Below are 19,980 nucleotides of genomic sequence, written 5' to 3'. Positions count from 1 at the left end.
TAAAAAAGGCTAAAGATTTTTAGGCATTATAAAAATTCTATTTACAAATTTTATAATAAAAATGCCGACAAAAATTTAAGTTGACCTCTTAAATTTCAATGTCGGCTTTTCATTATAAATTTTATTTAATAATAAATTATTTATTTTTCCTAAATCTTACTTTCTTTTGGATTTCTCCTGCTAAAAGTGGTATTACTGCTGAGCCAAGCACTACTGCAATTTCTCTTGGTCCTAAATCCATTAGTCCAAAGGCATCGTTTAACACTGGCACATAGATTACTACTAGCATCAATAAGAAAGAAAATGCTGTTGCCATTACTAATTTTTTATTTGTGAATACTCCAATTTCAAAAACAGTCTTGTCAATTGATCTTGCCGTATAGGATCTAAGAAGTTCACAAATTATTAGTGATGAAAATGCCATTGTCCTTGCGTGGTGAAGTCCTTCACCTAATCCATACCATTTTAAGCCGATAAAATATGCAAGAAGTGTTGCAACTGTTATTGCAATAGATTGAATTGCAACTGTTATTTTTATTTCTGTGTCTAGGATTGGTTCGTCAGGGTCGCGCGGTTTTTCCTTCATTATGTCAGCTTCTCCTCTTTCAACTCCAAGAGCTAAGGCTGGAAAAGAATCTGTTACAAGATTAAGCCAAAGAAGTTGAATTGGAATAAGCGGCACTGGCAAGTTCATCAATATAGAAATTAAAACTATTAACACTTCTCCCAAGTTGCATGAAAGTAAATATGCCACAAATTTTTTAATATTGGAATAAATAATTCGTCCTTCTTCAACTGCATTTACAATAGTTGCAAAGTTGTCATCTGTCAAAATTACTTCTGCTGTGTTTTTAGCGACATCTGTCCCTGTAATTCCCATTGCAATGCCAATGTCTGCCTTTTTAATTGCTGGTGCGTCATTTACACCATCGCCTGTCATAGCTGCTATATGTCCATTTTGTTTCAAGGCGGTTACTATTTGAACTTTGTTTTCTGGAGAAACTCTCGTAAAGACAGATTTTTTCTTTACTATTTCTCGAAGTTCTGCTTCAGACATTTCATTTAATTCTCTACCCATTATTGCTTCATCATCTGATTTTGCAATACCAAGGTCCTTTGCAATTGCAAGACCTGTTTCAAGATAATCGCCTGTAATCATAATTGGTCTTATACCTGCACTTCTACATTCTTTTATTGCATCCTTAACTTCTGGTCTTGATGGGTCAATCATTCCAGTAAGTCCAACGAAGACCATATCCTTTTCAACAACTTCAGATGTAAGTTCACTTGGAAGAGTTTTGTGTTTTCTATAAGCATAACCTAAACATCTAAGAGCGGATCTTGCAAATTCTGAATTTTTATCTAAAACTTCTTTTTTAAGTTTATCGTCTAGTTCAACTTCTTCTCCGCCAATTAAAATTTTACTACATCTATCTAATACTACATCAGGTGCACCCTTTGTAAAAGATGTGATTTCGTCAAAAATTTTGTCATGAAAAGTTGTCATCATCTTTCTATCTGAATCAAAGGGAATTTCTTCCAGCCTATCAAATTTTTTATAAAGATTTTCTAATCCATTTCCTGCTTTTTCTGCAAAAGTAAGGAGCGCACCTTCAGTTGGATCTCCTGTAATGGATGCTTCGCTGCCCTTCACCTTTAATTTTGCATCATTAGTAAGAGCTGCAATTGATGATAAAATTTTTAAGTTTTCATCATCTTCTATTGTAACTACCTCTTCTTTTTTAGTTACATCTCCTTCTGGAGCATAGCCAGTTCCTGAAACATCATAAACATTTCCGTCGGTAAAAACTTTTACAACTGTCATTTCATTTTGCGTTAGAGTACCAGTTTTGTCGGAACAAATTACTGTAGTTGTTCCAAGAGTTTCAACTGCCAAAAGTTTTTTGACAATGGCATTTTTTTCTGCCATCTTGCCCATGCCAATTGAAAGTACAATTGTTACTATGGCAGGTAAGCCTTCAGGCACAGCTGCAACTGCAAGTGAAATTGCTGTCATAAACATATCTAATGGATCATGTTTATATAAAAGTCCAACAGCCATTACAACTGCACAGATTACTATTACCAAAATTCCAAGAGTTTTTGAAAGTTTTGCAAGTTTTCTTTGCAAGGGTGTTTGTTCTTCTCCTACCGTTGCAATTGAAGTTGCAATCTTGCCAATCTCTGTATTGTGTCCAGTTTCAATAACTACTCCCATTCCTCTACCGTAAGTTACAATTGTTGAAGAATAAGCTAAATTTTCTCTATCTCCAATTTCCATTTTTCCACTATATATTGCGTCATAGTGTTTCTCCACAGCAACAGATTCTCCAGTAAGTGATGATTCGTCGACTTTTAAATTTGATGATTCTATAAGCCTTAAATCTGCTGGAACAATATCTCCTGTTTCAAGGACAATAATATCTCCTGGAACTAATTTATTTGAATCAACTTCTTCATGTTCGCCATCTCTTATTACCTTTGCCTTTGGCGAAGACATCTTTTGTAGTGCTTCAATGGCTTCTTCTGCTTTTCCCTCTTGATAAATTGAAAGAAAGGCATTTACAATTACAATTGCAATGATAATTCCAGCATCAAGGGCTTCTCCTACAAAAACAGATACAATTGCTGCTGCAATTAAAATAATTATCATTGGGTCTAGGATTTGCTCCTTTAGCTTTTCTCCAAAGGATTTTTTCTTTTCTGCCTCAAGTGCATTTTCTCCATACTCTTGCAATCTGTTTTGAGCTTCTTCATGAGATAGTCCCTTCTCTTTTGTTGTCGAGAGATTTTTCAAGGTCTCATCTGGCGACTGATTATACCAATTTTTTTCCATAATTCCTCCTTATAATTTCATATAAAATAAAAAAAGAGACCGATTGTTACATCGGTCTCACATACTTAATACTAAGCTTTCCAGCCGGGCAATGCCGTAATGACGACTGAAAATTTAAAAGTTACTCCCCTAAGTGAATAAATTATATCAAATTATTTTGCCTAAAACAATCTAAGTTAATATTACCCAAAAATATTCTCTTAAATTATTTTTTTGGAACAATCTTTTCCTTTCCGCCCATATACATTTGAAGTGGTTTTGGAATTTTTACACTGCCATCTTCTTGTAGAAGATTTTCTAAGAAGGCAATTAACATTCTTGGCGGTGCAACAACTGTGTTGTTCAAAGTATGTGCAAGATATGTTCCATTTTTACCACGAAGTTTAATATTAAGTCTTCTTGCTTGTGCATCTCCAAGATTTGAACAAGATCCAACTTCAAAGTATTTATTTTGTCTTGGAGAGAAGGCTTCAACGTCAAGAGATTTTACCTTTAAATCTGCCAAGTCGCCAGAACAACATTCAAGAGTTCTTACAGGAATTTCTAATGAACGGAAGAAGTCCACTGTATTTTGCCATAATTTTACAAACCAATCCTTTGAATCTTCGGGCTTGCAAATTACAACCATCTCTTGCTTTTCAAATTGGTGAATTCTATAAACTCCTCTTTCTTCTATTCCATGAGCTCCAACTTCTTTTCTAAAACATGGAGAATAAGAAGTTAATGCAAGTGGCATATCTTCTTCTGGAGTAATTGTATTAATAAATTTACCAATCATTGAGTGTTCTGATGTACCAATTAGATAAAGGTCTTCTCCTTCAATCTTATACATCATATTTTCCATTTCAGCAAAACTCATTACACCAGTAACAACATCTGAACGAATCATAAATGGTGGAATGTGATATTCAAATCCACGATCAATCATAAAATCTCTTGCATAGGATAAAATTGCAGAGTGAAGTCTTGCAATATCGCCCTTTAAATAATAAAATCCTGCTCCTGATGTATTTCTAGCTGAATCTAAATCAATTCCATCAAAGGTTTCCATGATATCAACATGATAGGGTACTTCGTAATCCGGTATAACTGGTTCACCAAATCTTTCGATTTCCACATTTTCACTGTCGTCTTTTCCTATTGGCACTGAATCATCAATCATTTGTGGAATAATTTGCATCCTTTTTTTAAGTTCTTCGCCAAGATCTCTTTCAGCTGCTTCTAATTCTGTGATTTCTTTATTTATTTCAGCAACTCTTTTTTTAGCTTCTTCGGCTTTATCCTTTTCACCCTTTTGTATAAAGCTTCCTATTTCTTTTGAAGTTTGATTTTTTTCTGCACGAAGATTATCTCCCTTAGTTTTTGCTTCTCTAAGTTCTTCGTCGATTTTTATAACTTCATCAACTAGTGGAAGTTTCTCATCTTGGAATTTCTTTTTGATGTTTTCCTTAACTGCTTCTGGGTTTTCTCTTACAAATTTAATGTCTAACATAAATCCTCCCTTAAAATAAAAAAAAAGCCCCTCAATCCCTAAAGGGACGAGAGACCCGCGTTGCCACCCTAATTAACCAAATGGTTCACTTAAAAATTCATAGACTATGAGGTGGATTCACTTTAAATGTTTACAGATTTGCACCTACCACCTGCTCTCTAAAAAACTTTTTAAAATTACTATTCTCAATTATCGCCTTTTTTAGTTTTTAATATTATACCACAAGGAAAAATAAGTTCAAGTCTTTAGCGTGTAAAGTAAAGTCAACTAATTAAATAATACTATGTTAAAAGATTATTAATCAAAATATTTCTTTGTAAATAAAAATAATCGTTGATATTTTGAACCTAGTTATAAATCCTAACATTTACAATATCATACAACCTTGTAAAATTAAATATTTAAAACAACTAATTATCATAAAAGGTTATGGTAAAATTAAAACATTTCCATTGTCATATATTTAATTTTTAGTTCATCTATTGTTTTTTATATATTTTATTAAGGCAATTATTGCCAATATTATAAGGACAAAAACTGCAACAAAAAATCCAAAACCTATTATTAAACTTATTATAGATTTAGACACACAAGCCATAATAATCCCCCTTTTATTTTATTATATCATAGAATAATTTTTCAATTTCTTACAAATTATTATTTAAGATAAAATTTTTTCTTTTTGTTATAATATGCTAGAGGTGATGAAATGAGAAAGTTTTTACTTTCACAAGGCGTTTCAGAAGATCTACTCAATGGAGTGGATGAATTTATAGAAAAACATGAATTAAATGAAGAATATAGATATAGAATTCCAAAAATTAAATATAAATATTATGGCAAAAAAACTTGGGAGAAGGCAATCGCAGCAATTTTATCTGGCGATAACATCCTTCTATCTGGACCAAAGGCAACGGGCAAAAATGTTTTAGCAGAAAATCTTGCCTATCTTTTTAAGAGACCTCTTTGGACGATTTCTCTAAACATTACATCAGACCCTTCAAGTCTTATTGGTTCTGATACTTTTAAAAATAATGAAGTTATCCTAAAAAAAGGACCAGTCTACGAAGCCGCAGAACAAGGTGGCTTTGCAGTATTTGACGAAATAAATATGGCAAAAAACGAAGCACTCTCTGTTGTGCATTCAACTCTTGATTACAGGAGAGTTATCGATGTTTCTGGTTATGGAAGACTAAACTTAAATGATGCAACGAGATTTATAGCAACAATGAATTACGGTTACATTGGCACTCGTGATTTAAACGAAGCCTTGGTATCAAGGTTTTTGGTAATTGATATGCCAACAATAGCAGAAAGCGATTTGGAAAAATTATTTAAAGAAAATACAAATTTAAATAAAAATGCAATAAAAATTTTCACAAAATTATTTTTGGACTTGCAAGAGAAATCCCTTAACTCAGAAATTTCTTCAAAGGCAATTGATCTTCGCGGACTCCTTTCTAGCATTGAACTTATGAATAAAGGATTAGGCATTAGAGATTCCCTTGAACTTGGAATTGTAGATAAAACCTTTGACTCCTACGAGAGAGAAATCGTTACAGATGTAATAGACACTCTCTTTATAAAAAATATTGAAAGAGCTGATTTATTTGAAGGATAAAAATAGACTAAAAAATATATTTTGGACTGTTTCAGATCTTTATAACTTCGATATTTTTAAATTCTCGCTAAAACCAGAGGACTCCTACGAAGCTGCAATCCTTGGCTATGCGTCGAAATATTTTTATTTTTATACAATTGATGACTTTTTCAAAAGATATATAAATAATTTAAACAATAAAAAAGATTTATGGGAAATTTCAAAACTAATTATTGAAAATATTTTTTCACATGAAATGATTTTAGAAAGACCTGGCACTTTGGATTTCAAAAAATCTCACGATGAAGAAATTTTAAAACACTTGAATAGACAAAAAATAATTTTAACAACAGAGTTAAAAATTGGATACATTAGAAAAGAAAGAGGAAAATTCCCAAAGGTTCAAAAAGTTTTAGAAGAAATGTTAGATGAAATTTATGGTTTTAAAAGCTTAGACACATTTAAGTACCTAGAATTTTTAAAATATTTATTCAAAAAGTATTTTCACATTAACAAAAATCTTCCAAATGACATTGACGAAAGTTATGAGAAATTAAAAAAGGAAGCAAAGTCCAACTCTTCTTCAAATAACAATCGCCCTTACAAAAGAAAAAAATTTGTGGACAACACTTTTCTCGAAAGGTACAATATTGAATCTGCTGAGTTTACTTTCTTTAACGACGATTATAGAGATATAAATGTAAAAGAAGACAATTTTAAAAATAATTTTGGCGACCAAAATATTTACGACGCATTAGAAAAACACTATGGTATAGAAAAAATCAAAAGGCATACTGCCGATAAAATTGCGTCAAAAATCGCAACAGACATTCATAATGATATTAAAATTTATTTTCCCAGTGGCGAATTTAAAAATAAAAATTCCTATTTTGCCAAAGAAGAAAATAATAATTACCTAGAAAATTTAAAATTTTACGAAGACAACAAAATCCAAAATCAACGTGCAATTCGTGAACTTTCAAGCATAATAAAAAATTCTCTGCTGAGAGAATCTGAAGATGAAATTGCAAAATCAAATGAGGGAAAAATTATTGCCTCTGAAATTTGGAAATCAAAGGAACTTAGCGATTATAAAATTTTCAATAAAATAAATCACAAGGATTCCAACGAAATTTTTGTTGACATTCTGCTAGACTCCTCTGCATCCCAAAACAAAAGAAAAGAAATTGTAGCAACAGAAAGCTACATTATTGCAGAGTCTCTAACAAGCTTAAATATAAAAACTAGGATTTTTTCTTACAATAATTTTTACAATTATCTCGTTATAAAAAAATATAGAGATTACAATGACCCTCAAATTAAAAACATGAACATCTTCAAGTATTCACCCAGCGGCTCTAACCGAGATGGCCTTGCAATAAAATTCATGCGACATTTAATTTCAAAAAATTATGATTCAAGGAGATTTTTAATAATTTTAACTGATGGACTTCCCTTTGATGAAATTGACATAGGAATTGTGGGTACATCAAAAATTCCCGGCGAAAATTATAAGGATGACGAAGCAGTCATGGACACATCAAAGGAAGTTCTCTTGACAAGATTAATGGGTATAAATACCTTTGGAGTATTCACTGGTGAAGAATCGGAGAGCTTAAACATCAAAAAAATTTATGGCAACGACTACGCTTATATTACCAATATCGCAAGATTTCATAAAGTCGTTGGCATACTTTTAAAAACTTACGCAAATAAAATAGAGTAGGATTCATAATGAAGCCTACTCTATTTTATTTGCTATATTAAATCCTGCCATGACTAAAATTATTGAATAAATCAATTTTAATAGTAGACTCCCCTCTCTACCAATCCTAGAAAGTAAAATTGACATTAGTCCAAAGATAATTACATTTAAAATAATAACGAAAATTTTTTCCATTTTTCTATATTGACAAAAACTTTCTACTTATTCATAAAATGTTTACAAGCTTTTTCTATCCTGTCTAGACCTTCAACAATGTCTTCATAACTACTTGCATAGGAAAGTCTCACAAAGCCTTCTCCTGCTGTTCCAAATACATTACCTGGAACTAGTGCAACACATAATTCGTCAAGTAAATACTTGCAAAATTCTTCTGCACTAACTCCAACTCCCTTGATGTTAATAAAAGCATAAAAAGCCCCGTCAGGATTATTTAGGCTAAGCCCATCTATTGAATTAACTTTTTCAACAATATAATCACGCCTTCTCTTGTATTCTTTCAACATTTTTTGTGCACCTTCTTGCCCTTCTTTTAGAGCAACGATACCTGCATGTTGCACAAAGGATGTTGCACAAGATGTATTGTGTTGGTGAATAATATTTAAAACTCTAATATATTCCTCTGGTGCTGCAATATATGCAAGACGAAAACCAGTCATAGAATATGTTTTTGAAAAACCATTAATAGTAATAGTTCTTTCTTTCATTTCATCAAAGGATGCTATAGAATAGTGCTTCTTAGTTCCGTAGACAATTTTTTCATAAATTTCATCAGAAATTACTAAAATATCTTTCCTTTTTGCAAAATCAGCAAGATTTTCTAAAGTTTCCTTTGAAAGCATAGATCCAATTGGATTTGATGGCGTGATAATTACAATTGCCTTAGTTTTTTCTGTAACAAGTTCTTCTAACTCATTAAAATCAATTTGAAAATCATTTTCTTCTGACAAACTATATCTAACTGGCACTGCATTCATGATATGAGCCGCATTTACATAATTTGGCCAACATGGATTTGGAATTAGGATTTCGTCTCCTTCTTCTAAAATTAATGAATAAGTGTCAAAAATTGCTTCAGATGCACCTGCCGTTATTAGAATTTCCTTTGCAGAATAATCTAAATTATTATCCTCTCTTAATTTTTCAGCAACAGCTTCTCTCAGTGGCATAATTCCAAAATTTGAAGTATAAAAAACATCTCCCCTTTCAATGCTTTTTATAGTTGCATCCTTTATAACCTTTGGAGTATCAAAATCAGGTCTGCCAACTTCAAAATGGTAGATCTTTTTTCCTTCTCTTTCCATTTCAAGAGTTTTTTCGTTAATTTTTCTAATTCCAGATGGTTCTACATTACTAAATTTACTACAAATAAAATCCCTCATAGCTTCCTCCTTAAGAATTAATTATTTTTTCAATTACTCTACCTTCCACATTACCACCTGTGATGATTAAAACTAATTTGTCTCTTTCATCGTATTTTATTTTTCCTTCTAAAATTGCTCCAAGTCCAATAGCAGAAGACGGTTCAACAATTAATTTTTCTTTATTATACAACAAATCCAAAGCTTTTTTAATACTTTTATCTTCACAAGTTACAACATCATCAACCAAATCTCTTACAATAGGAAAAACACTTTCTCCAGGTTTAACTGATAACAATCCATCGGCGAGAGTCTCGCCTCTATTAACTTCAGTTGGCTTCCCTTCCTTTAAAGAATTTGTATATCTTGCTACATTTTCTGGCTCGACACCAATTACCTTTGCCCATCTAGTTACTCCCTTAGTGTACATAGCTATTCCGGAAATAAGTCCACCGCCTCCAATAGGCACGATCATCTTCAAGTGATCCATTTTATTTAAAATTTCAACAGCAATAGTACCTTGACCTTCAGCAACATCTAAATCATCAAAGGGATGAATAAAAGTCATTCCTTCCCTTTCAGAAATTTCCTTTGCAACAATAAATCTTTTTTCCACAGTTGAAATAACAATTTCAGCACCAAGATCTCTTATCATCTGTCTCTTTATATCAGTAGAAGTATCTGGAAGAACAATTTTTGCAGGAATCCCTAGCATCTTTGCACAAGTCGCTATTGCCTTACCATGATTGCCACTAGAAGCAGTAACAACTCCCCTTTGTAACTCTTCATGCGAAAGTTTCCTAATTTTATTTAACGCACCTCTGATTTTAAAAGAATTTGTTCTTTGCATATTTTCTAACTTTGCATAAACACTTGTGCCTAAAATTTCAGAAATATAATCAAGCCTTACAAGAGGTGTATCATACACATAATCTCTTATTCGCTCTCTCGCCTTAATAGTTTCTTTATATCCATTTCTGTAGTCCATTTTTTCTCCTTTGTAAAACACCCTAAATTCAATACTCTTTATTAAATTATAATATTCTATAGTAAATTTGTAAAATATAAGTGCTTTTATAAATTATATTAATAAAAAGGTCTCCAAGGAGACCTAAAGCTTTTTAAAAAAATAAAATATTAATTCTCATTCAAGAAGTTTAATGCAATTACACACATAAGAGCAGCGCCTCTATATAATATATCTTCATTTAGATAGAATTTTTTGCTATGAAGAGGATAATTCTTTTCTCCTTCTTTTCCAATTCCTACCCAATAGAAAGCTCCTTTAATTTTTTGAAGATAAAAAGCAAAATCTTCTGCTGTCATTGCTGGTTTATCAATTTCTAAAAGCGAATCTTCTCCAAATAAATCAACTACACTTTTCTTCACTAATTTCACAGAATTTTTTTCATTCATAACAGCTGGATATCCAAACCCATAATTGTATTCACAATGTCCATGATTAACTTCAGCAATTGCTCTAGCAAGATTTCCCATATCTTTAAAAATTCTCGTTCTATCTTCCTTTGAAAAAGTTCTACAAGTACCATCTATCAAAGCTTCTTCAGCCATTACATTATATCTAGTTCCTGCAATAAATCTTCCAACAGTTAAAACTGCGGAATTCATTGGATCAGTATTTCTTGAAATTAAAGTCTGCATAGCATTTATAAATTGGGAACCCATTACTATAGCATCAACACCTTCGTGAGGTTTTGCTGCGTGAGATGATGCTCCAATAAATTTTATTGTAAAGTGATCAGAATTTGCCATCATGGCTCCTTCTTTTATTGCAATTTTCCCAAAGGGCAGATCTGGCCAAACGTGAGATCCAAAAATAGCGTCGACATCATTTAATAAACCTGATTCTAAAATTTTTGGTGCACCACCAATTGGCGATAACTCTTCTGCCGGTTGAAATACAAGTTTCACCTTTCCCTTTATTTTATCTTTATTTTCATTTAACAATTTTGCAGCACCTAGAAGAAAAGTCATATGTGAATCATGACCACAAGAATGCATTACATTTTTATTTTTGGATTTAAAGCTTATATCTCTTTCTTCTTCCATTTCAAGAGCATCCATATCGGCTCTTAATGCAACAACTTTACCAGGTTCAGAACCAGTAATTTCTGCGATAATGCCATGTCCCCCTACCTCACTAATATAGGGAATATTAAACTTGTCAAGATATTTCATAATTATCTTTGAAGTTTCTACTTCATTTTGTGAGGTTTCAGCATTCATATGAAGTTCTCTCCGAATATCCACTAAAAGTTTTTGATTTTCTTCTGACTTTTTTAAAATATCTTTCATCTTAATCCATCCTTGGTTTAGATCCATCAGGTATTGGTGAAATAAATTTTTCTCCACGCACCTTTATAAATTCTTCTTTTGCTTTTTTAACAAGCTCAGGATTTTCAATGAAGCTAATAGCTGCCCTTGCCATTACATCAGCAGCCTTTAGCATTCCTTTCATTGCTATAGAAGATTTTCCTTGAGCTACTTCTTGCCATGAATGAGCAGCCGTTCCAATAGCAAAGCAAGCTGTAATTATTTGTGCTGTTGGCACTACATTAGAGCAATCTCCAACATCTGAAGAACCCATTACTATTTCGTTGGAATGTTTGTAATCTAAAATTTTGTCATATAATATATTTTCTTTTAGATAATTTAATTCAGCATTTTTGTCCTCAGCAAAGCCAATTGTATTTTCGCTTTCAATATTCTCTTGAGGATAAGTTTCTCTAAACTTTCTTGCATAATTTATTTCTTCTTCTGTAAATTCAACTGGTCCTTCTTCCAAAAAAGCTTTATAAAGTTCTTCTTCGATTACAGGATTTGGAATTACATTGGAACAAGCTTTGTCAAAAATTATTTCTGGTTCAGTTTCAGTCATAAGACCTGCACCTTCAACAATTTTTTCAAATCTTTCGTAAAGTCTATTTACATGTTCGGTATTTTTTGACCTGATTAGGTATAATCCTTCTGCATAGGGTTGAACTACATTTGGGGACGCAGAACCTGGATCAACTATTGAATAGTGAATTCTCTCAAAACTTTGCATATGTTCTCTTAAAAATTGAACTCCAATATTTACAAGTTCAAGTCCATCAAGGGCAGATCTTCCAAGATGAGGTGATGCTGCCGCATGAGCTCCCTTACCTCTAAATCTAACATATACTTGTTTGTTAGCTTGTAGCGAACCAGTAAATATTGCATTCCCAGTGAAAGGATGCCATGTAATTGCAATGTCAAGAGCATCGAAACAACCAGCCTTTGCCATAAATGCTTTTCCACTTCCACCTTCTTCAGCTGGACAACCAAAGTAAATTACTTTTGCCTTAAAATTGTTTTTTTCTATATAATCTTTAATTTTTAAGGAAGCACCAATAGATGCCGTTCCCAAAAGATGATGACCACAGCCGTGACCACATTCTCCCTTTACTTTTTCTTTTCTCTCAGCCAAGTCTTCAACTTGAGAAAGACCAGATAATGCGTCAAATTCTCCCAAAAGTCCAATGCTTATTCCACCTTCATCGCCAAATTCTGCACTAAAAGCAGTCGGCAAATCAGCCAAATTTTCTTTTATTTTAAATCCATGTTTTTTTAAAATTTCTTTTTGAGCTTCAACAGATCTATATTCTTTCCACTTAATTTCCGCAAATTCCCAAATGTTTTTAGCGAGTTTAATAAGCTCGTCGTTATATTTATCCATATCATTCTCCTTAAAATTTTACTAGTCCAATTCATCAATCCTTTAAAAGTAATTTTGATGAAATCATTGTTGCTATTATTCCAACAACTGTTAGACCAGAAGTTAATATAAATGCAGTTCCTGGTCCTTTAGTTAATATTATATTTAATACTAATGGCATTAAAGCAAATGTAACAGCTGAAATTATTGAGAAGGAAATTGAATAATTTCCAAGTGCAGTACTTTCAGAATCAGGGTCACAAATCTTTAATAGCAATAATCCTGTTAAAAATACACCAGTACTCATTCCAAGAGTTGCTATCATATGCTCAAACCAATCAACTTTTAAATATCTCTTACATAATATCATGAGGATGCCTACAGTTCCAATATATCCTAAGATTACCATTACCATTATTGGAACAAAATATGTGAAAACCGTCTTAAGTGGAAGTGAAGCTACAGCTCCAATAACTGCAAATTCAGTAAGAGATCCTGTAATTTTACCCTTGACATTACTATCGATTAAAAAGTCCAGATTTAATTTTTTAATAATTGCCCAAATAATAAACATTACTAAAATTCCATATGCCCAAACTGAAATAGATTTTAGCCCAGGAATATTATATTTTTTAGATACAGCTAATATTCCATAAGCAATTAGACAACCTAAAAAAATTACTGCAGCGTGAAAAGTTACTGTATCCATAGATGCAGATTTTGTCGTTTCTCTACCAATAGAACCTTGTTTTGTTACATCTCTTTCATAACCTATTTTAACATCCTTTGGAATATCTCCAGGCTCTTTTAATATTGCAGTTTCTCCCTTTCTAGCTGCCCAGTTAATTAAAACCATACCTATTAAGATCCCACCAACAAGACCAAAAGTTGCCATAGTTACTGCAACTCCTTGAGCAGTTTCCCAATAAGGAATATTTAGTTCGTTAAGCATATTGCCAAGAATACCCGCAGTTCCGTGACCACCAGTATAACCTATGCAAAGTTCCCAACCGAATGTGTCGTATAAATCTTGACCCATTGATCTAAATAATTTATTAGTCCCGAATCCAATTGCATTTTGAAGATAATAAGTAGCAAACATTATAAAAAATAATGGTATTGCCGGCTTAAATTTCTTCGCCGCATTCTTTCCACCAAGATCTAAACCAAGTGGTGTCGCCGTAACAACTGGCACAATTAAAATGCCTGGAATAAGTGACCAAATCTTAATCCATTCTTCTGGTATTGGGAGTATTCCAAAACCTATAGGTCCAAGTAATAAAAGTATAAAACCACCAATTACACTTGCTGGTATAAATGTTTCTTGAAAAGCTTTAACCTTTGCTCTCAAAAAGAATCCTATTAATAAAAATAGTGATAGAAAGCATATGCTTTGAAATAGTGTTGTAAACATAGCACCTGTCATAATAAATTTTCCTCCTTTTAATTTTTAATAAATATTTAAGTCTAGCTCCCTTGAATTTTCCATCGTTTAACTGCTGCCATTATTTCTACAAGTGCAAAGCTCGAGATAAAGTATTTAACAATATTATATTTAACTTAAAGCTAATTTTAAACAAATAACATTTATTAGCATACTTACAATAATTGTCAAAAAAGGTTTCCCTTTTTTCTTGCTTTTAGCATGTTTGTATGTATTCTTTTTAGTGCAAATACCTTAAAAAATTCAAGCTATAATTGCAATATTAATGACAAATATTATTGCTCCAATAACGCTTAATATTATAATTTCAAAAGCCTTCATACTCTAATAAATTAAGCCCCTTAACTATACGTTAGCTGACTTTAAATTTATAATGAAACTAGCTTGTTACTTAAAGTCTAGAGCTATATACTATAATTATCTATACAGTATTGTAATAAAATAAATTATAGCAGCAAATAATTAATTAAAAAAATAACACAAGATCTCATTAGTAAATTGGCCTATTTTGTAAAATATTTAGCTCCTTAGTTCTATTATTTTTCTCTTATAAAAAGATACACCTACAAAAAATAATAGCAAAATATCTATCGATAGATAAAATAATTTAATTTAAAATACCTAATAAATCTATAAAATCATCTCCTTTTTAATATTTATTTCTTATAAAAATTTTCCAAAAAATCTTTACTAGATGACAATATTATATCGGAGTTTCACTAAAATTAAAACAATATTTTAGTAAAATAGATTGTTAATTTATTTAAGTTGTACTTTTTTGTTTTTCAGTGATTATGCTATAATAAAAATCTCGACACAAGTCGAGATCACTAAATATCTATTTTTAATAATTATTGTTGGTTTTTTAAGCTTTATTCGCTCTTTAGTCTTTCTATTTCTTTATTTAAACTGTCAATTTTATTGGACATTTTTGTTATTTGTTCTTTTAAATCCTTTACATCTTCTTTGCTTGATGGTTCTACAAAATTCATATAATCCATATTTATTTTAAATAGTTCTTCTCGAAGTTCTTTTGTGTCTTCCTCTGCTTTTTTATAAATTTCTTTAAATTTGTCTACATCAAATAATTTTTTGTATTGTTCCTTAGTTTTCTCTTCAAAAAAGTCATAAACTTCTTGTGGATCTTTCTTTAGTGCCAATTCTTCTAGATCACTTCTATATTTTTCAAAAGTAAATTCAGAAATTTTTGCGATTTCAGTATAAATATCCTTGTAATAATTAATATAAACTTCGAAATACTTCATAGATTTTTCTATGAAAGCTTTTTGAAATTTTATAACGCCTGAAGTGCTTGCAAAATAATTATTGTCGCCAAATAATTTTTCATACTCTTCCAAATTTTTCAACATTTGATTAGAAAATTTTTCCATGTTTTTGAAATAATCAATTTTACCAAAGAAGCCTTCTATCATAAAAAGCATGTTTCCAAATTTAGGAATCATAAAGTTAAAGTTGCCAAAAACCTTTTGGTTAAAGTCCATAATTTCCTTTGCTCTTTCCCTCATAGACTCTGGCATAAAAATATTCATATAATTTTCTTGATACTTATTGTAACTATTAAATAGTTCTTTGGCAGCGCTACTATAATCTTCCATAAATTTTCCATTTGCACTTAACATTGGAAAATAATTTTTAAAGTTATTCATAAAATCGATATAAACTTTTTTTGGATCCTTTAAATTGTCGGCAAAAAATTTTTGAAAATTCATAAAGTTTTCGAAATATGGATTGACTTCAAAAAGTCCCTTCATGCTTTCACTAAAATTATCTTTAAAAGGATTAAACTTTGTTACTTCATCCATGTACTTTTTAGGGATATCATAAATATTATCTACCATTTTTTCATTTATTCTTGCCATTTCTCTAAAGTAATCTTCAAGGCTTAATTTTTCCTTATCATTTTTTTCCTTTCCCTGATTAAAAGATTTTAATAAATTAATCTGAGCATCATATATATCTTTATACAAATCAAACATATTAGCACCTCCTTTAATATATTAAATAGTTACCCAAAAAAAAGACTTTCTAAACTCTAGAAAGTCCCTTTTAAACTAATTTTTTAATGTAATCCCTTATATTTTTATTTTTCTCTTCTAAATATTTTTCAAGATCACTTATTATTTCTGCACCTGCATTTGGATTCATAAAATTATAAGTTCCAATTTCAACTGCTGTTGCTCCTGCCATTAAAAATTCAAGTACGTCTTTATAATTTGTGATTCCACCCATGCCAATTATTGGAATATCTACTGCTCTTGCTATTTGGTGAACCATTCTCAGTGCAATTGGTTTTACTGCTGCACCTGAAAGCCCTGCATAAGTGTTTTTAAATACAATTTCTTCTCTATCAAAGTCGATTGCCATGCCAAGAATTGTATTTATAAGTGAAAGTCCCGTTGCACCTTCCGCTTCCACAGACTTTGCAATTCCCACAATATCGCCTGCATTTGGAGACAGTTTTACAAAAACTTTTTTATTTGTTACTTTCATGACTTCTCTTACAACTTTTGCTGCTGAATCTTTATCCATTCCAAAAGCCATTCCGCCTTCTTTTACATTTGGACAAGAAATATTAAGTTCAATTGCTGCAAATTCATAGTTATTTAAGATCTTTGTAGATTCAATATATTCTTCAATGGTATTTCCACCTAGATTTACAAAAATTTCTGTCCCAAGTTTTTGCATTGAATGAATTTTTTCTTTTACAAATTCTTCAACTCCAGGATTTTCAAGTCCAATGGAATTTAATATTCCTGAAGGTGTCTCCCAAATTCTTATGCCTTCATTTCCCCTTTTTGGATGCCTAGTAATGCCCTTTGATGAAATTGCTCCGAGAATTTTTGGTTCATAAAAATTTTTGAATTCTTCGCCGTATCCATAGGTTCCACTTGCCATGATTATTGGATTTTTTAATTTTATACCTGCTAAATTTATTTCCATTCTAGAAGTCAATTAAATCACTCCCCTCAAAAATAGGCCCTTCTTTACATGCTCTCTTTCTTCCCTCTTTTGTGTCACAGCTACAAGAAAGACATGCACCAACGCCACATCCCATTCTTTTTTCAAGAGAAACATAAGCCTTAATATGGCAAGCTTTGGCAAGCTCTACAACTTTTTTCATCATAATTTCTGTTCCACAAGCGTAAATTAATTTATGACTTTCGAAATTAATAATATCAGTTATAAAGCCTCCCTTTTTCACTTTTATGTCGCAATTTACATCTTCAAAACACTTTTCAAGTTCAAGTTCTTCTCTCTCTCCAATATATAATGTGATTTTTGACTTTGGTTTTAATTTTTGAATTTCTTTAATTAAATAATGAAAAGGAGCAACTCCAACGCCACCTCCAACTAAGGCAACTTCATCGACATTTGTGTAAAAAGTGTTCCCAAAGGGGCCGTAGAGTTTTATATCGTCTCCAACTTTTAGTTTTTCAAGAATTTCTGTGCCAATTCCCTTCTTTTCTATTAAAAAATCTACTCCATCTGTAAAATCGTAGATAGAAATTGGTCTGGAAAGTGTTGGGTAATTATCCCAAGCTCTTATCATAAAAAATTGTCCTGGATAAACTTTAATATCTAAATCTGTTCTAAGTATAAAATAATCTTTGCATATACTTCTATTTTCTAAAATTTTTGCCATTTTACTCTCCATAAAGGGTTACTGTATCACAATATTCGCACTTGTATTCCTTTTTATTTCTATTGTATAGATAAAATTTATGTCCTGCCAATTCTCTTTCGCTATTTGAAATACATCTTGGGTTTTTGCATTTCAAAACACCTTCCACAACTTCAGGCATTTCCATGCGAAATTTTTTTACTCTTTCGCCATCTTCTATGAAGTTCACAGTAGTGTGAGGCGCAATGAGTCCCAATACTGTGAAGTCTAAATTGTAATCTGTTTCTATTTTTATTAAATCTTTTTTGCCCATGGAAGTTGAAAAGATATTTTGCATCAGAACAACTGCATCAGTAACTTTTTCTAGCTCCAAAGCTTTGTAAAGTACGTGAGCACGTCCTGCTTCGATGTGATCTAGGACAATGCCCTTTTTTATTTTTGAAACATTTATCATTTTGCATCCCCCAAAAGTTTTATAATAAGTGCCATTCTTCCATACATTCCAAATTTTGTCTGCTCAAAGTAAACTGCTCTAGGATCCTTGTCCACTTCAGGTGCAATTTCATTTACTCTTGGAAGTGGATGAAGAATTATCATGTCATCTTTTGCTGATTTTAATTTTTCTTCTGTAAGTACATAGTAATCCTTTAATCTTTCATATTCATCTGATGAAACGAACCTTTCTTTTTGCACCCTTGACATATAAAGAATATCTAAATTAGAAATTGCACTTGTAAGTTCTCTAGTTTCATAATAATTCTCTTTTTCTATAAAATTTTTAAAAGGCTCTGGCATCTTTAATTCTTCTGGAGAAATAAATACAAATTTAACATTTTCGTAGCGATTTAAGGCTCTTACAAGTGAGTGAATTGTCCTTCCAAATTTTAAGTCTCCACAAAGTCCCACAGTTAAATTGTCAAAGGTTTTTTTATAATGTCTAATTGTTATTAAGTCTGCTAATGTCTGTGTTGGATGAAAGTGACCTCCATCTCCGGCATTTATTATTGGCATTTTGGTAACTACCTTTGATGCTAAAAGGGAAGCACCTTCTTTAGGATGTCTCATAGCACATATGTCAGCATAATTTTCTACTACTCTTATTGTGTCAAGGAGAGTCTCGCCCTTTGTTGATGAGCTAACTCCTGCATCAGAAAATCCAATTACTCCTCCTCCAAGTCTTAACATTGCAGTCTCAAAGGAAAGTCTAGTTCTAGTCGATGGCTCAAAAAAAAGACTGGCCAATAACTTATTTTCGCAAAAATGAGAATAATGAATAGGATTTGCGATAATGTCATCAACCAGACTAAAAATTTCTTCGTATTCTTCAGTTGTAAAATCTAGTGGCTCTATTAAATGTTTCATCTTGACCTCCATCTAATATTTTATCTTTTTTATATTACTTCAAAAATTATAATTTGTAAAGTGTCTTGACATATATGTTATACTTGTAATAATAAAATTTAAAGGAGAAGCTATGATTTACTTAATATTTGGACATTCAGGCTCTGGCAAGAGTACTCTTAGAGAGGCCCTTACAAAAAAAGGCTTAAATAAAATAATAACTTATACCACGAGAACTCCTCGACCAGGGGAAATTAATGGAGTAGATTACAATTTCATTGACAAATCTCAATTTAAAAAAATGGAAGAAAAAAATTTATTTATAGGTTCAACTTGTTATGCTGGAAATTTTTATTCTACATTAAAAGAAGACCTAGAAAAAAACAATAATGATTTAAATGATTGTGTAATTGTTGTAGACAAAGAGGGAATCATCGCTATAAAAAAAGAATTTAAAAATGTTATTTCAATTTATTTAAAATGTTCCAAAGAAATTTTGAAAAAAAGAATGATTAAGAGATGCGAAGATGAAAGTGTTATAGAAAAAAGGCTTTCTGTTTTAGAAAATTTAGATGAATATGCAGATTATATAATCGACAGCGATGAAGATATGGATATAGTTTTAAGTGATGTTTTGAAAATTATTAAAATCCATAGTGTAGTAAAGTGATTTTCTTTTCCTTGACAAATGTATCCATAGTGATATTATAAATTCATAAGTTAATAAACTCTTCAGGGCGAGGCGAAATTCCTCACCGGCGGTAAAGTCCGCGAGCGAAAGCTGAATTGGTGCAATTCCAATACCGACAGTATAGTCTGGATGAAAGAAGATTAATTTTAAAT

At 31.4% G+C, this 19,980-nt stretch carries 17 protein-coding genes, 1 riboswitch and 1 other annotated feature; of the genes, 3 read left to right on the top strand and 14 right to left on the bottom strand.

Features of this window, described 5'->3' with window-relative positions:
* Positions 1-136: 136 nt before the first annotated feature.
* The 3 genes from BIV18_RS08775 to BIV18_RS11295 all read right to left on the bottom strand — a co-directional run bounded on the left by BIV18_RS08775 (position 137) and on the right by BIV18_RS11295 (position 4,926).
* Complete coding sequence (locus BIV18_RS08775) at positions 137-2,836, bottom strand: calcium-translocating P-type ATPase, SERCA-type (RefSeq protein ID WP_075660226.1); 2,700 nt, start codon at positions 2,834-2,836, stop codon at positions 137-139.
* 205 nt (positions 2,837-3,041) lie between these two features.
* Positions 3,042-4,328 (bottom strand): serine--tRNA ligase, encoded by a 1,287-nt coding sequence (serS, locus tag BIV18_RS08770; protein ID WP_075660225.1) that lies wholly within the window; start codon positions 4,326-4,328, stop codon positions 3,042-3,044.
* 39 nt (positions 4,329-4,367) lie between these two features.
* Positions 4,368-4,530: a binding site (T-box leader), on the bottom strand.
* Between the two features lie 273 nt (positions 4,531-4,803).
* Positions 4,804-4,926, bottom strand: a complete 123-nt coding sequence (locus BIV18_RS11295) for a hypothetical protein (protein ID WP_268875154.1) — start codon at positions 4,924-4,926, stop codon at positions 4,804-4,806.
* Positions 4,927-5,037: 111 nt separating this feature from the next.
* Here BIV18_RS11295 and BIV18_RS08765 point away from each other — a divergent pair, with 111 nt between their 5' ends.
* Both BIV18_RS08765 and BIV18_RS08760 read left to right on the top strand, forming a co-directional pair.
* The gene (locus BIV18_RS08765; RefSeq protein ID WP_075660224.1) at positions 5,038-5,949 is read left to right on the top strand and encodes an AAA family ATPase; all 912 of its coding nucleotides are present in this window, start codon (positions 5,038-5,040) and stop codon (positions 5,947-5,949) included.
* Positions 5,939-7,654 (top strand): vWA domain-containing protein, encoded by a 1,716-nt coding sequence (locus tag BIV18_RS08760; RefSeq protein ID WP_075660223.1) that lies wholly within the window; start codon positions 5,939-5,941, stop codon positions 7,652-7,654. Before BIV18_RS08765 ends, BIV18_RS08760 begins: the two co-directional genes overlap by 11 nt.
* A gap of 15 nt (positions 7,655-7,669) precedes the next feature.
* Here the strand turns inward: BIV18_RS08760 and BIV18_RS10680 are convergent, their stop codons facing one another.
* From BIV18_RS10680 to pyrB, 11 genes are all read right to left on the bottom strand, one after another.
* Positions 7,670-7,828: a hypothetical protein gene (locus tag BIV18_RS10680; RefSeq protein WP_178385788.1), complete on the bottom strand. Its 159-nt coding sequence runs from the start codon at positions 7,826-7,828 to the stop codon at positions 7,670-7,672.
* Positions 7,829-7,851: 23 nt separating this feature from the next.
* Positions 7,852-9,033, bottom strand: a complete 1,182-nt coding sequence (locus tag BIV18_RS08755) for a pyridoxal phosphate-dependent aminotransferase (protein WP_075660222.1) — start codon at positions 9,031-9,033, stop codon at positions 7,852-7,854.
* A gap of 10 nt (positions 9,034-9,043) precedes the next feature.
* Positions 9,044-10,000 (bottom strand): threonine ammonia-lyase, encoded by a 957-nt coding sequence (locus BIV18_RS08750; protein ID WP_075660221.1) that lies wholly within the window; start codon positions 9,998-10,000, stop codon positions 9,044-9,046.
* Between the two features lie 149 nt (positions 10,001-10,149).
* On the bottom strand, positions 10,150-11,328 hold the full coding sequence (locus BIV18_RS08745) for a M20 metallopeptidase family protein (RefSeq protein ID WP_083635567.1): 1,179 nt from the start codon (positions 11,326-11,328) through the stop codon (positions 10,150-10,152).
* 1 nt (position 11,329) lies between these two features.
* The gene (locus BIV18_RS08740; RefSeq protein ID WP_075660219.1) at positions 11,330-12,730 is read right to left on the bottom strand and encodes an amidohydrolase; all 1,401 of its coding nucleotides are present in this window, start codon (positions 12,728-12,730) and stop codon (positions 11,330-11,332) included.
* A gap of 34 nt (positions 12,731-12,764) precedes the next feature.
* Complete coding sequence (locus BIV18_RS08735) at positions 12,765-14,135, bottom strand: sodium/glutamate symporter (RefSeq protein ID WP_075660218.1); 1,371 nt, start codon at positions 14,133-14,135, stop codon at positions 12,765-12,767.
* Positions 14,136-15,025: 890 nt separating this feature from the next.
* On the bottom strand, positions 15,026-16,150 hold the full coding sequence (locus BIV18_RS08730; RefSeq protein WP_075660217.1) for a hypothetical protein: 1,125 nt from the start codon (positions 16,148-16,150) through the stop codon (positions 15,026-15,028).
* Between the two features lie 70 nt (positions 16,151-16,220).
* Positions 16,221-17,126, bottom strand: coding sequence for a dihydroorotate dehydrogenase (locus BIV18_RS08725; protein WP_169969131.1), 906 nt, complete (start codon positions 17,124-17,126; stop codon positions 16,221-16,223).
* Complete coding sequence (locus BIV18_RS08720; protein ID WP_075660216.1) at positions 17,116-17,817, bottom strand: dihydroorotate dehydrogenase electron transfer subunit; 702 nt, start codon at positions 17,815-17,817, stop codon at positions 17,116-17,118. Before BIV18_RS08720 ends, BIV18_RS08725 begins: the two co-directional genes overlap by 11 nt.
* Position 17,818: 1 nt before the next feature.
* Positions 17,819-18,250 carry an aspartate carbamoyltransferase regulatory subunit gene (locus tag BIV18_RS08715; RefSeq protein ID WP_075660215.1) on the bottom strand — a complete coding sequence of 144 codons (432 nt, stop codon included), beginning with the start codon at positions 18,248-18,250 and terminating at the stop codon, positions 17,819-17,821.
* Complete coding sequence (gene pyrB / locus BIV18_RS08710) at positions 18,247-19,158, bottom strand: aspartate carbamoyltransferase (protein WP_075660214.1); 912 nt, start codon at positions 19,156-19,158, stop codon at positions 18,247-18,249. The genes BIV18_RS08715 and pyrB overlap by 4 nt, the downstream gene beginning before the upstream one ends.
* A gap of 112 nt (positions 19,159-19,270) precedes the next feature.
* On the opposite strand from pyrB, the gene BIV18_RS08705 reads away from it, so the two are divergent.
* Positions 19,271-19,807 (top strand): guanylate kinase, encoded by a 537-nt coding sequence (locus BIV18_RS08705; protein ID WP_075660213.1) that lies wholly within the window; start codon positions 19,271-19,273, stop codon positions 19,805-19,807.
* 54 nt (positions 19,808-19,861) lie between these two features.
* Positions 19,862-19,973: riboswitch (FMN riboswitch) on the top strand.
* Positions 19,974-19,980: the final 7 nt, after the last annotated feature.

It is taken from the genome of Peptoniphilus grossensis, from assembly GCF_001940285.1.
Taxonomy (GTDB): Bacteria; Bacillota; Clostridia; order Tissierellales; family Peptoniphilaceae; genus Peptoniphilus_A; species Peptoniphilus_A faecalis.
This window is presented reverse-complemented; position numbering and strand designations above follow the sequence as displayed.

Bases quoted from the DNA above. Each gene is read 5' to 3' on its own strand.
- BIV18_RS08775 (WP_075660226.1), bottom strand. From the start codon at position 2,836: ATGGAAAAAAATTGGTATAATCAGTCGCCAGATGAGACCTTGAAAAAT.
- serS (WP_075660225.1), bottom strand. From the start codon at position 4,328: ATGTTAGACATTAAATTTGTAAGAGAAAACCCAGAAGCAGTTAAGGAA.
- BIV18_RS11295 (WP_268875154.1), bottom strand. From the start codon at position 4,926: ATGGCTTGTGTGTCTAAATCTATAATAAGTTTAATAATAGGTTTTGGA.
- BIV18_RS08765 (WP_075660224.1), top strand. From the start codon at position 5,038: ATGAGAAAGTTTTTACTTTCACAAGGCGTTTCAGAAGATCTACTCAAT.
- BIV18_RS10680 (WP_178385788.1), bottom strand. From the start codon at position 7,828: ATGGAAAAAATTTTCGTTATTATTTTAAATGTAATTATCTTTGGACTA.
- BIV18_RS08755 (WP_075660222.1), bottom strand. From the start codon at position 9,033: ATGAGGGATTTTATTTGTAGTAAATTTAGTAATGTAGAACCATCTGGA.
- BIV18_RS08750 (WP_075660221.1), bottom strand. From the start codon at position 10,000: ATGGACTACAGAAATGGATATAAAGAAACTATTAAGGCGAGAGAGCGA.
- BIV18_RS08745 (WP_083635567.1), bottom strand. From the start codon at position 11,328: ATGAAAGATATTTTAAAAAAGTCAGAAGAAAATCAAAAACTTTTAGTG.
- BIV18_RS08740 (WP_075660219.1), bottom strand. From the start codon at position 12,730: ATGGATAAATATAACGACGAGCTTATTAAACTCGCTAAAAACATTTGG.
- BIV18_RS08735 (WP_075660218.1), bottom strand. From the start codon at position 14,135: ATGACAGGTGCTATGTTTACAACACTATTTCAAAGCATATGCTTTCTA.
- BIV18_RS08730 (WP_075660217.1), bottom strand. From the start codon at position 16,150: ATGTTTGATTTGTATAAAGATATATATGATGCTCAGATTAATTTATTA.
- BIV18_RS08720 (WP_075660216.1), bottom strand. From the start codon at position 17,817: ATGGCAAAAATTTTAGAAAATAGAAGTATATGCAAAGATTATTTTATA.
- BIV18_RS08715 (WP_075660215.1), bottom strand. From the start codon at position 18,250: ATGATAAATGTTTCAAAAATAAAAAAGGGCATTGTCCTAGATCACATC.
- pyrB (WP_075660214.1), bottom strand. From the start codon at position 19,158: ATGAAACATTTAATAGAGCCACTAGATTTTACAACTGAAGAATACGAA.
- BIV18_RS08705 (WP_075660213.1), top strand. From the start codon at position 19,271: ATGATTTACTTAATATTTGGACATTCAGGCTCTGGCAAGAGTACTCTT.